General features: G+C 29.6%; 14 protein-coding genes. 10 read left to right on the top strand and 4 right to left on the bottom strand.

Annotation, left to right across the window (positions count from 1 at the left end):
• The coding region (locus ACTTA5_RS01955) for a putative zinc-binding metallopeptidase (protein WP_440647491.1) at nt 1-672 on the bottom strand (672 nt) is incomplete at its 3' end.
• 53 nt (nt 673-725) lie between these two features.
• Here ACTTA5_RS01955 and speB point away from each other — a divergent pair.
• Nucleotides 726-1,685 (top strand): agmatinase, encoded by a 960-nt coding sequence (gene speB / locus ACTTA5_RS01960; protein ID WP_440614075.1) that lies wholly within the window; start codon nt 726-728, stop codon nt 1,683-1,685.
• Nucleotides 1,686-1,705: 20 nt separating this feature from the next.
• Nucleotides 1,706-3,139: an aldehyde dehydrogenase family protein gene (locus ACTTA5_RS01965; protein WP_440647493.1), complete on the top strand. Its 1,434-nt coding sequence runs from the start codon at nt 1,706-1,708 to the stop codon at nt 3,137-3,139.
• Here ACTTA5_RS01965 and argE read toward each other — a convergent pair.
• Entirely contained in the window at nt 3,136-4,314 is a 1,179-nt protein-coding gene (argE, locus tag ACTTA5_RS01970) for an acetylornithine deacetylase (protein ID WP_440647495.1), read from the bottom strand. The two genes, ACTTA5_RS01965 and argE, sit on opposite strands and share 4 nt — an antisense overlap.
• Before the next feature lie 27 nt (nt 4,315-4,341).
• Here argE and ACTTA5_RS01975 point away from each other — a divergent pair, with 27 nt between their 5' ends.
• The 8 genes from ACTTA5_RS01975 to ACTTA5_RS02010 are packed head-to-tail and all read left to right on the top strand — an operon-like array spanning nt 4,342 to nt 11,794.
• A complete protein-coding gene (locus ACTTA5_RS01975; RefSeq protein ID WP_440619473.1) occupies nt 4,342-4,683 on the top strand; it encodes a tRNA-binding protein in 342 nt (113 codons plus the stop codon).
• Nucleotides 4,684-4,685: 2 nt separating this feature from the next.
• Nucleotides 4,686-5,279 carry a LysE family translocator gene (locus ACTTA5_RS01980; protein ID WP_440614078.1) on the top strand — a complete coding sequence of 198 codons (594 nt, stop codon included), beginning with the start codon at nt 4,686-4,688 and terminating at the stop codon, nt 5,277-5,279.
• 3 nt (nt 5,280-5,282) lie between these two features.
• Complete coding sequence (gene acnA, locus ACTTA5_RS01985; RefSeq protein WP_440647497.1) at nt 5,283-7,952, top strand: aconitate hydratase AcnA; 2,670 nt, start codon at nt 5,283-5,285, stop codon at nt 7,950-7,952.
• Nucleotide 7,953: 1 nt separating this feature from the next.
• The gene (locus ACTTA5_RS01990; protein WP_440647499.1) at nt 7,954-8,598 is read left to right on the top strand and encodes a tetratricopeptide repeat protein; all 645 of its coding nucleotides are present in this window, start codon (nt 7,954-7,956) and stop codon (nt 8,596-8,598) included.
• Nucleotides 8,591-9,889: an outer membrane protein assembly factor BamB family protein gene (locus ACTTA5_RS01995; RefSeq protein ID WP_440647501.1), complete on the top strand. Its 1,299-nt coding sequence runs from the start codon at nt 8,591-8,593 to the stop codon at nt 9,887-9,889. The genes ACTTA5_RS01990 and ACTTA5_RS01995 overlap by 8 nt, the downstream gene beginning before the upstream one ends.
• 2 nt (nt 9,890-9,891) lie before the next feature.
• A complete protein-coding gene (locus ACTTA5_RS02000) occupies nt 9,892-10,323 on the top strand; it encodes a hypothetical protein (protein WP_262590382.1) in 432 nt (143 codons plus the stop codon).
• Entirely contained in the window at nt 10,323-11,378 is a 1,056-nt protein-coding gene (gene zapE / locus ACTTA5_RS02005; protein ID WP_440647503.1) for a cell division protein ZapE, read from the top strand. The genes ACTTA5_RS02000 and zapE overlap by 1 nt, the downstream gene beginning before the upstream one ends.
• Nucleotides 11,375-11,794 carry a secondary thiamine-phosphate synthase enzyme YjbQ gene (locus ACTTA5_RS02010; RefSeq protein ID WP_440647505.1) on the top strand — a complete coding sequence of 140 codons (420 nt, stop codon included), beginning with the start codon at nt 11,375-11,377 and terminating at the stop codon, nt 11,792-11,794. The genes zapE and ACTTA5_RS02010 overlap by 4 nt, the downstream gene beginning before the upstream one ends.
• 1 nt (nt 11,795) lies before the next feature.
• On the opposite strand, the gene ACTTA5_RS02015 is transcribed toward ACTTA5_RS02010, so the two are convergent.
• Both ACTTA5_RS02015 and ACTTA5_RS02020 read right to left on the bottom strand, forming a co-directional pair.
• Nucleotides 11,796-13,217, bottom strand: coding sequence for a cryptochrome/photolyase family protein (locus ACTTA5_RS02015; RefSeq protein ID WP_440647507.1), 1,422 nt, complete (start codon nt 13,215-13,217; stop codon nt 11,796-11,798).
• A 5-nt stretch (nt 13,218-13,222) separates the two neighbouring features.
• Nucleotides 13,223-14,353, bottom strand: coding sequence for a diaminopropionate ammonia-lyase (locus ACTTA5_RS02020; RefSeq protein WP_440647509.1), 1,131 nt, complete (start codon nt 14,351-14,353; stop codon nt 13,223-13,225).

The raw sequence follows: 14,353 nt of genomic DNA on the forward strand, positions 1-14,353 counted from the left end.
GTCAGATATAGAGTCGTTTTTTATTTTTTCTTCAATCAAATCTTTATTAACCATTAAAAAAGAAAAGATTTCAGCCATATCTTCTGATGGAATTGATTTAGAGTATTCTGTTAAAAAACCATTGGTATTTTTATATAAATCTAAATTTAATCTATCTGAGCAAGTGGAGCATTCAGCGTATTTAAAATCAGAATTATTAAATAAAGAAAATTTTTTATCATTAAAATCATTCTCATAACTATTTTGAATCATGTGAAAAATTTCATGATGAATCATTCTTTCAAAATATTTTTCGTTAAAGTTTATGTCTAATATTAAAGTTCTATTTTTATTATCTGGTATTCCGCCAGTATTGATGTTCGAAATAAATAAACCTTCACAAAATACAACATATTTTAAATTTATTTTTTTAAGAAATTTAGAATTGTATCTTTTAATATTTCTCTCAATCGTTGGAAATTTTGTATTAAGATTTTCTTGATTTGTCTTATTGCAAGTAATGTTGTCATCTACTCCTATTTTAAAATCTCCTTTTGCATTTAAATAACGGATATTGTTCTCATTTTTTAGTTTATAGATTTGTAAGTTCGGAATTTTGATTAGATTGTATATTTCATCAGCATTTACCTGTGAAAACTGAAATATTAAGATGAATAAAATAATAATTTTCATTAATTTATTATAGACGAATTAGATTAGATAATATTATCTTAGATTATTAAAAAATGACAAAAGAAAGAAACAAAAATCCTATTCAACCAGTAAGTGGAACAAAAGTACCTCGATATGCTGGTCCAAGTACTTTTGCAAGATTACCAGAATTAAGAGATGTCGAGAGCTGTGATGTAGCGATTGTTGGTGTTCCGTTTGATGCTGGAACCAGTTATAGACCAGGAGCTAGATTTGGTCCTCAGAGTATAAGACAAGCATCTAGACATTTAAGAACAAATTATCATCCAAGTTATGATGTGGAACCTTTTAAAATTCAACAAGTTGCAGATGCAGGAGATATTTCGTGTAATCCATTTAGCATTGATGAAGCTATTAAACAAATAGAAGAGGGAGCAACTGATCTATTAAACAAAGTAGGTGGAATAATTAGTTTGGGTGGCGATCATACAATTGCAGTGCCATTGTTAAGAGCAATTAATAAAAAAAATAAAGGACCAGTTTCTCTAGTTCATTTTGATGCTCATTTAGATACTTGGGATACTTATTTTGGTGCTCCATATACACATGGAACTCCTTTTAGAAGAGCAAGAGAAGAAGGTTTATTTTTAGATGATGCTTCAATGCATGTTGGCATAAGGGGACCTCTTTATAGTAGAGATGATATTAAAAATGATGAAAGTTTTGGTTTTAAAATAATTCACTGTGATGAATTTCAAACTGAAGGAACAGATAAAATTGCAGAAAGGATTAGAAAAAGAGTAGGAGATAATCCACTTTATCTATCTATAGATATTGATGTATTGGATCCAGCTTTTGCACCTGGTACAGGTACACCAGAAATTGCGGGAATGACTACACGAGAAATGGTAAATGTATTGAGGGGGTTGTCTGGATTAAATTTAGTTTCAGCTGATGTTGTAGAGGTTTCACCAGCATATGATCATGCTGAAGTTACGTCTCTTGCAGCTGCAACAATAGTTTACGAATTAACAAATTTATTTGCAAAATCATAAGGAAAGGATAATTTTAAATCATGTTAGACAAAAAAAATTTTTATATTAATGGAGCATGGGTTAAACCAAATAGTGCTGAAGAAATTAAAGTAATCGATCCAGCAACAGAAGAAAACTGTGCTGTAATTACTTTAGGAAATAAAGTAGATGTTGATTTAGCAGTTAGTGCAGCAAAAGATGCATACGAGTCTTGGGCTTTTTCTTCTAAAGAAGAAAGGATCACATTATTAGAAAAACTCTATGAAAATTATAAAAAAAGATGGGCAGATATTGCAGAAGCTATAACTCTTGAAATGGGTGCTCCAAAAGATTTTGCTACAAAATTACAGGCAGGAACAGGAGCAAGTCATATTAAATCATTCATCAGATATTTAAAAAATTTCGAATTTGAAAAACCATTAGGTGAACACGCTCCAAATCAAAGATTAATTTATGAACCGAAAGGTGTTTGTGCATTAATAACACCATGGAACTGGCCAATGAACCAAGTTTGTTTAAAAGTAATGCCAGCAATTGCTGCAGGTTGCACTATGGTTTTAAAACCATCAGAATTGGCACCACTTTCCTCAATGATACTTGCTGAAATTATTGATGAAGTAAAATTTCCAAAAGGTGTGTTTAATTTGGTTAATGGTGATGGAGCAACAACAGGCGATGCCCTTACAAGCCATCCAGATATTAATATGATTTCTTTTACAGGTTCAACAAGAGCTGGAGCTTTGATTTCTCAAAATGCTGCTAAAGATTTTAAAAGAGTAAGCTTAGAGCTTGGTGGTAAAGGGGCAAATATAATTTTTAAAGATGCTGATCCAGAAGCAATTGAAAGAGGCGCTTTAAGATGCTTTAGAAATTCTGGACAATCTTGTAATGCCCCAACAAGAATGTTGGTTGAAAAATCAATGTATGATGAAGCTATTGAGAGATTAAAAAAATATACTGAAAACTTTGAAGTTGGTGATCCTAAAAAAGAAGGGGAGCACATAGGTCCAGTTATTTCAGAAACTCAATATAATAAAATTCAAACTTTAATCCAAAAAGGTATTGATGAAGGAGCAAAATTAGTTGCTGGAGGAACAGGCAAACCTGATGGATTAGATAAAGGTTACTTTGTTAAACCAACTGTTTTTGCAGACGTAAATAACGATATGGATGTTGCAAGAACTGAAATTTTTGGACCTGTTTTATCTGTTATCCCATTTGAAACAGAGGAAGAAGCAATTAAAATTGCAAATGATACTTCATATGGATTAACAAACTATATTCAAACCCAAGACTCTGAAAAAGTTCAAAGAGTTGCTAGAAAATTAAGATCTGGAATGGTAGATGTTAATGGAGCTGGTATTGCTGTTGATGCACCATTTGGAGGTTTCAAACATTCTGGTATTGGTAGAGAAGCTGGTGAACACGGCTTAGAAGAGTTTTTAGAAGTAAAAGCTGTAGGTGGTTGGAGTTAATTTACCGATTTATCTTTTACACCTTCTAAAAATTTAAGGCATTTTTTCATTTCGTTTAATTCTATAAACTCATCAATTTTGTGAGCTTGTTCTATGGATCCAGGTCCACAAACAACTGTACTAATTCCTAGTTCTTGAAATAAACCGGCCTCTGTTCCAAAAGAAACCACTTCCCTTGAATTATCACCAGTTATATTTGATACAAATTCACATGCTTCAGATTCATCTAATCTATTAAACCCAACCACTTCACCAATCGTTTCTTTTTTTATGTAAGAATCAGGAAATACCTTTTTCATTTCCGGGAGCAGTACTTCATTTGCATATTTATCAATTTCATTTGTTACAAATTCTCCATCCTCTTTTACAACTGGCCTTGTTTCCCATTCAACACTACATTTGTCTGCAATAACATTATGAGCAATACCACCTTTAATGCCCCCAATTGATAAGGTTGAATGTGGAGGATCAAAGATACTATTTTCTTTAACTCGTTTTTTTAACTGTTCTCTTATTTCTAAAAGTTTTCCAACATACCTAGTAGCATATTCTGCAGCATTTACTCCTAAATGTGGCTTTGAACTATGTCCTGCTAGTCCTCCAAAGTGAACTGTGTATTCATTCATACCTTTGTGAGCATCTATTATTTTCATTGTAGTTGGTTCTCCAATTATACAAATTCCATTTTTGATATCTCTTTTTTTCAATTCCTCTATCAACAGAGGAGCACCAATACACGCAGTCTCTTCATCAAAAGTGTAACAGAAATGTAAATCTCTATCTAAATTACTTTCTTTAAATATTGGTGCATAAGCGAGTGTACAAGCAATAAATCCTTTCATATCACATGATCCTCTTCCATAAAGCTTATCGTTTTTAATTGTTGCAACAAATGGATCGGTGCTCCAACCTTTAGAAACTGGAACCACATCAGTGTGTCCTGATAAAATGATTGGTTTTTTTGTGCTTTGATTTTTTGCTTTTAAAGTTCCAAATAGATTAACTCTTTTTTTATCGTCATCGTAAACTTTGAAAGTATCTATTCCGATGTTATTTAAAATGTTTTCACAATAATCAATCAAATTACTATTATCTTGGCCTGAGATAGTTTTAAATGCAATTAAGTCAGTTAAAATCTTGATTGATTTTTCATATAAATTGTTATCTATACTCATATACTTAAAACACTATATTATATTATGATTAAAGAGCAAATTACCTATGACACTTTTGACAAAGTAGATATTAGAGTTGGCACTGTTATTTCAGTTAAAAAAAATGAAAAGGCTAGAAAGCCATCTTTAGTAGTTGAAGTAGATTTTGGGAGTGAAATTGGCGTCAAACAATCATCAGCTCAAATTACTCATTATTATAATGAGGAGAATTTAAAAGGAAAGCAAGTCATTGCAGTTTGTAATTTTCCTGAGAAAAATATTGCTGGTGTAGTTTCACAAGTATTAGTTTTAGGAGCAATAGATGCTGAAGGGAAAGTTACTTTAGTACACCCGTCACAAAAAGCTGAGAATGGTTTACCAATTGCTTAGCAATGCATCCTGAAATTCTTTCGATAACTTTATTTGGAATTGTTGCTGCATTTACACCTGGTCCTAATAACTTTGTAGCTTTTTATTCTGGTTTTAACTTTGGTATAGTTAGAACACTTCCACATATAATCGGGGTTACCCTAGGTTTTCCATTTTTATTATTATGCCTAGCTTTAGGTTTGATAAATATATTTAAGCTTTATCCTTTAATTCAAGAAATATTAAAATATTTAGGAACGCTATTTTTGATTTATTTAGCTTATAAAATTTCTTTTTCAGGTCCATCAAATCAAGAAAATAAAAATAAAAATCCGATTAAATTTCATGAAACTTTTATCTTTCAATTTCTAAATCCAAAAGGTGTAATTGCATCTATAATTCTTGTATCTACTTACATAAACCCAGGAGAAACATTTGTAAGTTACACGACTCAAATTCTTGTTATGGCTTTACTAGTCTCGGTAACAAGTATAACTCTTTGGACATTTTTGGGTAAATTCTTTAGGAAATTTGCGACAAATCAGAAATTTATTAATTATTTTAATTATGCTATGTCACTGCTTCTTTTAACAAGCATAATAACTTTTTATTTATAAAATATGACACCAGGAAACAAAAATTCTTATAATTCTCTTAAAAAAATTAAAATCAACAACAAAGAGTATAATTATTATTCATTAAGCGAAGCAGAAAAAAATGGGCTAGATGGAATTAATAAACTTCCAAAATCTCTAAAAGTTTTATTAGAAAATTTATTAAGATACGAAGATGATTTGAGTGTTACAAAATCTCAAATAGAAGCAATTAAAAATTGGCTGGAAACAAAAAAATCAAAAACTGAAATTGCATATAGACCTGCAAGAGTTTTGCTTCAAGATTATACAGGAATTCCTGCTGTTGCAGATTTAGCTGCAATGAGAGAGGCTGTTAAAGAAAAAAATAAAGATCCCAATACAATCAATCCATTATCAGCAGTTGATCTTGTAATTGATCATTCTGTTCAAGTTGATCAATCTGCAAAAGCAGATTCATTTGAAAAAAACGTAGATATAGAATTCAATAGAAATGGTGAGAGATATTCATTTTTAAAATGGGGACAACAAGCTTTTGATAATTTTAGAATTGTCCCTCCAGGAACAGGAATTTGTCATCAAGTAAATTTAGAATACTTATCTAAAGTAGTTTGGTCTGAAGAATTTAAAGGTGAGAAATATATATTTCCAGATACACTTGTTGGCACAGACAGCCATACAACGATGGTTAATGGACTTTCTGTTTTAGGCTGGGGAGTAGGAGGTATTGAAGCAGAAGCAGGAATGTTAGGCCAACCTATATCTATGTTGATACCTGAAGTGATTGGTTTTGAAGTTAAAAATAAAATGCCCGAAGGTACGACGGCAACAGATCTTGTTTTAACAGTGGTTAAAATGTTAAGAGATAAAGGCGTTGTTGGAAAATTTGTAGAATTTTATGGAGATGGATTAAAAAATCTAACTCTTGCAGATAGAGCAACTATTGCAAATATGGCTCCAGAATACGGTGCTACTTGTGGTTTTTTTCCAATAGATGATGAAACCTTAAAATATCTAAAATTTTCAGGAAGAGATCAGCACACTGTTGAAGTAGTTGAAAAATATGCAAAAGAACAAGGTTTGTGGGCAAGTAATGATTTAGAATTTACTGATGTAATTTCATTAGACATGTCTACGGTTGTACCAACTATTTCTGGGCCAAAAAGACCTCAAGATAAAGTTTTGTTAACCGATGCACCAACTTCATTTAAAAAAGTTTTATCTGAAGCAACTAATAAAGATAAAAAATCAATATCAAAAGTTTCAAATACTGATTATGAAATTCAAGATGGTTCAATTTTAATTGCTGCTATAACTTCATGTACCAATACTTCAAATCCAAATGTTTTAATTGGAGCAGGTTTGCTTGCTAAAAAAGCTGTTGAGCATGGATTAGAAGTTAAGCCTTGGGTTAAAACATCATTAGCACCTGGATCTCAAGTAGTGACTGACTATTTAGAAAAAGCTGGTTTAAATACTTATTTAGATCAATTAGGTTTTAATTTAGTTGGATACGGATGCACTACTTGTATTGGAAACTCAGGACCATTACCTGAAAATATAGTAGAAGCGATTCAAAAAGAAAATATTCACGCCGTTTCTGTACTATCAGGAAATAGAAATTTTGAAGGCAGAATTTCCCCACATATTAAAGCAAACTATTTAGCTTCTCCACCATTGGTGGTTGCTTACGCAATAGCAGGACATATGGAGTTTGATTTATACAAAGATCCTCTTGGAAAAAGTAAAGATGGGAAAGATATATTTTTAAAAGATATTTGGCCATCAAATCAAGAAATAGAAGATACTTTAAAACAATCTTTGAATGCTGATATGTTTATTCAAAGATACTCAAATGTTTCTGATGGTCCTACTCAATGGCAACAAATTAAAACTGAAAAAAGCAGTATTTACCAATGGGATGAAGGTTCAACTTATGTAAAAAAACCTCCATTTTTTGAAGGTTTGTCTGATGAGCCAGAAGGATTTAAAGAAATTAAAGATGCAAGACCGTTATTAATATTGGGTGATATGATAACAACAGATCACATTTCACCAGCTGGAAGCATACAAAAAGATAGTCCGACTGGAGAATATTTTATGGAACATCAAATTTTACCTAAAGATTATAATTCTTATGGCTCAAGAAGAGGAAATCATGAAGTTATGATGAGAGGAACTTTTGCTAATATTAGAATTAGAAATGAAATGGCACCAGGAACTGAAGGTGGATTTACAAAATTATATCCTGAAGAAAAAGTAATGCCCGTTTATGATGCAGTTGTTGAGTATAAAAAAAGAGGAACTGATTTAGTAGTAATAGGTGGTAAAGAATATGGAACTGGCTCTTCGAGAGATTGGGCTGCTAAAGGTACTAAACTTTTAGGAGTAAAAGCTGTTATTGCTGAAAGCTTTGAAAGAATTCATAGATCAAATTTAATTGGAATGGGAATTTTACCACTGCAATTTAAAGATGGAGAAAATAGAAAAACCTTAAATTTAGTTGGTTCAGAACTAATAAGTGTAGTTGATATTGAAAAAGGCATAAATCCTTCTGATGAAGTTGTTATAGAGATCAAATATATCTCTGGAGAAATTAAAAAAGTGAAGACTTTATCTAGAATAGATACTAAAAATGAGCTGGAGTATTATAAAAATGGAGGAATTCTCCAATATGTGCTAAGGAACATGATTTGATATGGATGAAGATTTATCAATAATAAATGCAAATACTAGAAACGAAAAAATTAAGAATTTTTTTGTTAATAACAAAAAGGTTCTAATTTCTTCAGTTATTGTTTTAGTTTTGGTTGTAATTGGTGTTTACAGTTATGATAAATATACAACCGATAAAAAAAGACAGATATCTGATAATTTTAATGCAATTACTATTGATCATTCTGAAAGTGATAAAGAGACAACTTTAAATAAATTATTGGAGATAATTAATCAAAAAGATCCAACTTATTCTCCACTCTCTCTTTATTTTATAATTGATAACAATCTCCTTTCTGATCAAAGCGAGGTTAATAAATTATTTGATGTCATAATCGATGAAACATCACTAGATAAAGAAATTAAAAATTTAGTTATCTATAAAAAAGCACTATTTAATGCAGATCAGGCAAATGAAGCTGATTTACTAAATATGCTAAATCCATTAATTAATTCAGAAAGTGTATGGAAATCACACGCATTATACTTAATGGCCGAATATTTTTATGCACAAGATCAAAAACAAAAAGCAAAAGAGTTTTTTCAACAAATAACGACTTTAGAAAATCCAAATCCAGATATAAGAATAGAATCAGAGAAAAGATTAAACAGAGATTTGAGTGATTAGACTATTAGCATTATTTATTACATTTTTTCTTTTAAATAATTGTTCTTTCAATGAAAATTCAAGAATTTGGAAAGACAAGGAAAAAGATTTTTCAGAAAAAGAAAATGTAAAAAAAATATTTGCAGAGGAAGAAGTAAAAGTATCTGAATTTAATCAAGAAGTTAAACTTGATTTATCTGGATTAAGAACATCCAATAAAATAATAGATAATACCAATAACTATGGCGCTCAAAGCTATGAGGGTCAATTAGAAAAAATTGGTAGTTTTAAATTCTCAAAGCTAGATGAAATAAATAATCTTAATTACAAGCCAATTTTCCTATCAGGTGGATTAATTTTCTTTGATAAAAAGGGGACAATTATTAGATACGATAATAATAAAAAAGTGTTATGGAAAAAAAATCATTACTCTAAGTCAGAAAAAAAATTAAGACCAAAGTTAAATTTTGCAATTAAAGAAAACAATATATTCATTACGGACAGTATTGCTAAATATTATTCGATTAATCTTGAAACTGGTGAATTGAATTGGGTAAAAAATAATACCTATCCATTTAATTCAGATATCAAAAGTAACAAAAACAAAATTTTTGTCGTTGATTATAAAAATACTTTGAGATGTTATAAAATTGAAGATGGATCTGAATGTTGGAATTTACAAACAGAAGATTCTTTTACTATATCAAATGCAAAATATTCATTAATTGTAATTGATGAAATGATAGTATTTAGTAACTCAATCGGAGATATCACAGCAGTTGATATTGAAACTGGATTAATTACTTGGCAGTTGCCAACTCAAAGCAGTAGTATCATCAATGAAACTTATAACTTTAAAATATCAAAATTAGTATCAGATGGAAAATCCATATTTTTTTCAAATAATAAAAATGAATTTTATTCGGTGGATGTAAAAACAGGAGTAGTTAATTGGATAAATGATTTAAATTCTAATATTACTCCTATAATTACTGGTAATTTGATTTTTACAGTTTCGAATGATGGATATTTGTATGTAGTTGAAAAAAACAAAGGTAACATACTTAGAATTACGGATCTTTTTAATAATTATAAAATCAAAAAAAGAAAAGAAATTGAACCAGTTGGTTTTGTTATAGGTAATACCAATCTATATTTAACAAATTCTGATGGAAAAATAATAATTGCTGATTTAAGTGAAGGAAAAGTTTTAAACGTAGAAAAAGTTTCTGGAGATATTGTTTCAGAACCATTTATATTTAATAATAATTTGTATGTAGTTAGAAACGGTTCTATCGTACAATACAATTAAATATGATCTTGAAATTTTTAGAAAAGATCGGAAGAAAAAAAGTAGTTCTAGATAGAGGACCGTCACACCCAAAATTTGATCAAGCAAAACCATGGATGAATAGATATTATGTGATATTCAGAAATAGACCTAAATGGTTTCCGTTTAATATATTGATTCATGAAATGTTAGATGATGATCATGGTGATGGGGTGCATAACCATTTATGCCCATACATTACAATAATTTTAAGAGGAGGGTACTGGGAAACAACAAAAAATGGAAGATTTTGGCGAAAGCCTGGATACATTGGTTTTAGATCGGCAAATGCTTTTCATAGAGTTGATTTAGAACCAGGCACAAAACCAATGACAATATTTATTCCAGGACCATTTGGTTTACGAAAAGGACCACGATCAGAATATGGTATCGATTTTAAAACTAAAAGAAGTTAATGGCCTTACCTTTTGAAAAAGAATTTATATCTCACTGTAAAAAACAAAATTTAGAAATTAATCCTAGTCAGATAGATTTAGTAAAAAAATTACAAGAATACTACGAGGGTAATTTTCAATCATTAATATCAAAAATTTTTCAAAGCCAATCTTTTAAAAAAGGATTTTATTTATATGGTGATGTTGGTGTAGGCAAAACAATGATTTTAGATTTCTTTTTTGATCAATTAGATCATAAGAAACTAAGGTCACATTTTAATGAGTTTATGTTGAGTTTTCATAATTTTGTTCACGAAAGAAAAGGTAGTAATCAAGAAAATATTATTAATGAATTTGTTAAAAATTTAAAATCAAAAGCATTGATAATTTACTTTGATGAGTTTCAAGTAACCAACATTGTTGATGCTATGATTTTAGGAAAATTATTTGATCAAATCTTCAAAGAAGATATAAAAATAATCGTAACCTCAAATACTAAAATCTCTGAGCTTTACAAAGATGGTCTTCAAAGAGATCAGTTCAAACCATTTTTAAAAATAATGGAGGATCAATCTTTTCAATACGAACTTGTAATTGAAGATGACTATAGAAAATCTAATAATTCTCAAGATAGATACTTTTTTCCACTTGATGAAGAGACTAATTTTAAAATAAATAAATTTTTTAGAACTATTACTAAGGATAAAAATAAAACTGAGAAAATAATTAATGTAAAAGGAAGAAATTTTAAAATAGAAAATTTTTATGAAGGAGTGGCTAGATTTGATTTTAAAACATTATGTGATCAGAATTTAGGTGCAGAAGATTATTTAGAAATTATTAAAAATTGTGTTTTTATAGTAATCGATCAAATACCACAATTTGATAATTTTAATTCTAACCAACAGCAAAGATTTATAACTTTATTAGATATAATTTATGATAATAGTGTTCCAATTGCAGTAACAGCTAATCAAAGTTTGGATAAATTTACATCATCAAAACTATTAGAAAAACCATTTGAAAGAACAATCAGTAGATTATACGAATTAACATCTAAAGTGATGAATTCATGAAACAAGAATTTTTTAATCTTCAAATAAACACAAATGGTCAAAAGTTATATGAATTTACAGATCAAACTCTTAATTGGATAAATGAAAATAATTTTAAGAATGGAATTTTAAATTTGAGCATCCAGCATACCAGTGCGTCTTTAATTGTACAGGAGAATGCCGATCCAGATGTACAAACTGATTTGATTAAATATTTTGATAAGCTAGCACCAATGGATAATTCGCTTTATGTTCATACAACTGAGGGTAAAGATGATATGCCAGCTCATATAAAATCTGCATTAACGAATAATCAAATTTCTCTTAGTATTAAAAATAAAGAATTATTACTTGGAACTTGGCAAGGTCTCTATCTATTTGAACATAGAATACAGTCTCAAAAAAGATCTATAATTCATCATTTTTTGGGAGAATAAGTTATTTTTTCTTAAGAGATTGAAATGCATCCAATGCAGCAGCTCTTGCTTTTTCATGAATAACTATTGGTTGTGGATAGTCTTTACCTATAATTGTTTTAATTGCTTCTTGATATTTGATTTCCATTTCCCAAGGTTTGTGAATGAATTTTGCAGGAACTTTATTTAATTCAGGAACCCATTTTTTTACATAAATTCCTTCCTTATCAAATTTCTCACCCTGAAGAATAGGATTAAAAATTCTAAAGTATGGCGCAGCATCAGCTCCACAGCCTGCAACCCATTGCCATTGTGCTACATTATTAGCTTTATTAAAATCAAGTAAGCAGTTTCTAAAATGCTTCTCTCCCTCTATCCAATTAATTCTCAAATGCTTTACTAAAAAGGATCCAACAACCATTCGAATTCTATTATGCATCCATCCAGTTTCGTATAACTCTCTCATACCGGCATCAACTATTGGATACCCTGTCATACCTTTTTTCCATGCTTTTAAAAACTTTTCATTTTTAGCCCACGGGAATTTGTCAAACTCTTTTCGAAAGTTGCCTTTCAAGAATTCAGGAAAGTAATTAATTAGACTATGAGAAAATTCTCTCCAACCAAGTTCGTTTATATATTTTCTATATCCTATTCCTTTTGATTTTAGCTCACTACACTTTTTCCAAATTGTATTCACATGAATTTGACCAAATTTTAAATATGGGGATAACCTAGAAGTACCATTTACAGAAGGGATATCTCTATTAGTCCCATAATCTTTAATTTTATTTTCTAATAAATCTTTTAGAATTTTTTGAGAATCATTTTCTGAAACTTTCCAATATTTATCAAATTTTTCATACCATTTTTTATTGGGTAAAATATTTTTGAGATCTATAGAATTTTTAAAAAAATTGATGGCTTTAATTTTCTTTTTTACAGTGTAATTTTTACTTGGAGGTTGATTTAGATAAATTTGTTCAGCAGTTCTCCAGAAAGGTGTAAATACTTTAAATGGTGTACCATCATTTTTAGTTACTTCTTGAAATTCATTTAAAATATTACCTTTAAAATATTTGTATTCTATTTCGTTTTTTATGAATAGATCTCTTATTTTTTTTCCTTTAGATATAACATCTGGTTCATAAATTTTATTCCAATAGATACATACATTATCTTTTTTTTTAAGCTTTGAAAAAATATCTAACTCATCACCTTTTAAAATTTCTAGATTGATTTTAAATTTTGAAAGTTCTGTTTTTATTGACTCTAATGATTTAAATAACCACCATTTCTGAGCTTCTCTTTTGTTGTCAAATTCATTATTGTTATAAATATATAACGCAATCACATTCTCATGATTATTAGTTGCAAAGGAAAGAGCTGGATTATTATCAATTCTAAAATCTTCTCTAATCCAAAATATTCCAGTGCTTTTCATTATAATTATTTTTGATTTACTAATTTTTGATACATTTCTTGATCGGTATCACCCTCACAACCAAAAATTAATACATTAGAATTTTCATTAAGATCAATTTTTGTCTTAATTGTTTCATCTTCACAGCTTGCAATTAAACTAATTACACCTGGTGCAGCATTTTCACCTGCAATTATACTTTCTTCACTAAAGCTTGCATTTCCAAGTAATTTCATAGTTTTAGCGATATCATCATCCGGTAAACTTATACAGTGTTTAACTGAGTTTTTTAAGATTTCCCATGGCACAAGTGACACTTCTCCACACGACATCCCGCCCATTAAACTTTCTCGTTTAATATCAATTTTTTCTATTTTTCCAGTTTTAATACTTTCCATTACGCAAGCTGCACTATCTGGTTCTACGACAATTATCGTAGGAATATTATCTAGGTATCTCGCTATCCCAGCTACCATTGCACCAGCCATACCACCGACTCCAGCTTGTAGAATAATATGAGAAATTTTTTCATCACTAATTTGTTCAGCTATTTCTTTCATCATTACTGAATAACCAGCCATTGTATATTTAGGAACCAGCATATAATCTTTCCAAGCAACATCCTGAACAATTTGCCAATTATTTTCTGTAGATTGTTTTATGCATTCAATCAAAGAATTTTCGTAATTGCCTTTAACTTTTATAACTTCTGCACCAAGTGCTTCCATAGCTTTACCTCTTGCATCACTTACAAATTCACTTATGAAAATTTTGCATTTTAAACCTAATCTTTTTGCACCCCAAGCAACAGATCTACCATGGTTTCCAGCTGTAGCAGTCGCTACGATTATTTCTTTATTTCCTTTGGTAACTTTTTCGACAGCATATGCTCCTCCTAAAGCTTTGAAGGATTTTAAATTAAATCTTTTGTTTTCGTCTTTATAAAAAATATTTTTTAAATTTAATTCTTTAGTTAATTTGTTTAATTTAATTAATGGTGTAGGGGAGTATCCTTCCCACTTTGAGATAGAATTATAAGCATCATCTAGATCTTTTGAGGTTAATGAGCTTAAGATTTGATCTCTATCAAATGAATATTTTTTATTATCAGCAAATTCAGTCAATTTCCATTGATGACCGTTAGATAAAATACTCAT

This window comes from Candidatus Pelagibacter sp. HIMB1521 (genome assembly GCF_052047875.1).
Lineage (GTDB): Bacteria > Pseudomonadota > Alphaproteobacteria > Pelagibacterales > Pelagibacteraceae > Pelagibacter.

Excerpts from the sequence above, each read along its gene's own strand:
- speB (WP_440614075.1), top strand. The coding sequence starts at position 726 with ATGACAAAAGAAAGAAACAAAAATCCTATTCAACCAGTAAGTGGAACA.
- ACTTA5_RS01965 (WP_440647493.1), top strand. The coding sequence starts at position 1,706 with ATGTTAGACAAAAAAAATTTTTATATTAATGGAGCATGGGTTAAACCA.
- argE (WP_440647495.1), bottom strand. The coding sequence starts at position 4,314 with ATGAGTATAGATAACAATTTATATGAAAAATCAATCAAGATTTTAACT.
- ACTTA5_RS01980 (WP_440614078.1), top strand. The coding sequence starts at position 4,686 with ATGCATCCTGAAATTCTTTCGATAACTTTATTTGGAATTGTTGCTGCA.
- acnA (WP_440647497.1), top strand. The coding sequence starts at position 5,283 with ATGACACCAGGAAACAAAAATTCTTATAATTCTCTTAAAAAAATTAAA.
- ACTTA5_RS01990 (WP_440647499.1), top strand. The coding sequence starts at position 7,954 with ATGGATGAAGATTTATCAATAATAAATGCAAATACTAGAAACGAAAAA.
- ACTTA5_RS02000 (WP_262590382.1), top strand. The coding sequence starts at position 9,892 with ATGATCTTGAAATTTTTAGAAAAGATCGGAAGAAAAAAAGTAGTTCTA.
- zapE (WP_440647503.1), top strand. The coding sequence starts at position 10,323 with ATGGCCTTACCTTTTGAAAAAGAATTTATATCTCACTGTAAAAAACAA.
- ACTTA5_RS02010 (WP_440647505.1), top strand. The coding sequence starts at position 11,375 with ATGAAACAAGAATTTTTTAATCTTCAAATAAACACAAATGGTCAAAAG.
- ACTTA5_RS02015 (WP_440647507.1), bottom strand. The coding sequence starts at position 13,217 with ATGAAAAGCACTGGAATATTTTGGATTAGAGAAGATTTTAGAATTGAT.
- ACTTA5_RS02020 (WP_440647509.1), bottom strand. The coding sequence starts at position 14,353 with ATGAGTATTTTATCTAACGGTCATCAATGGAAATTGACTGAATTTGCT.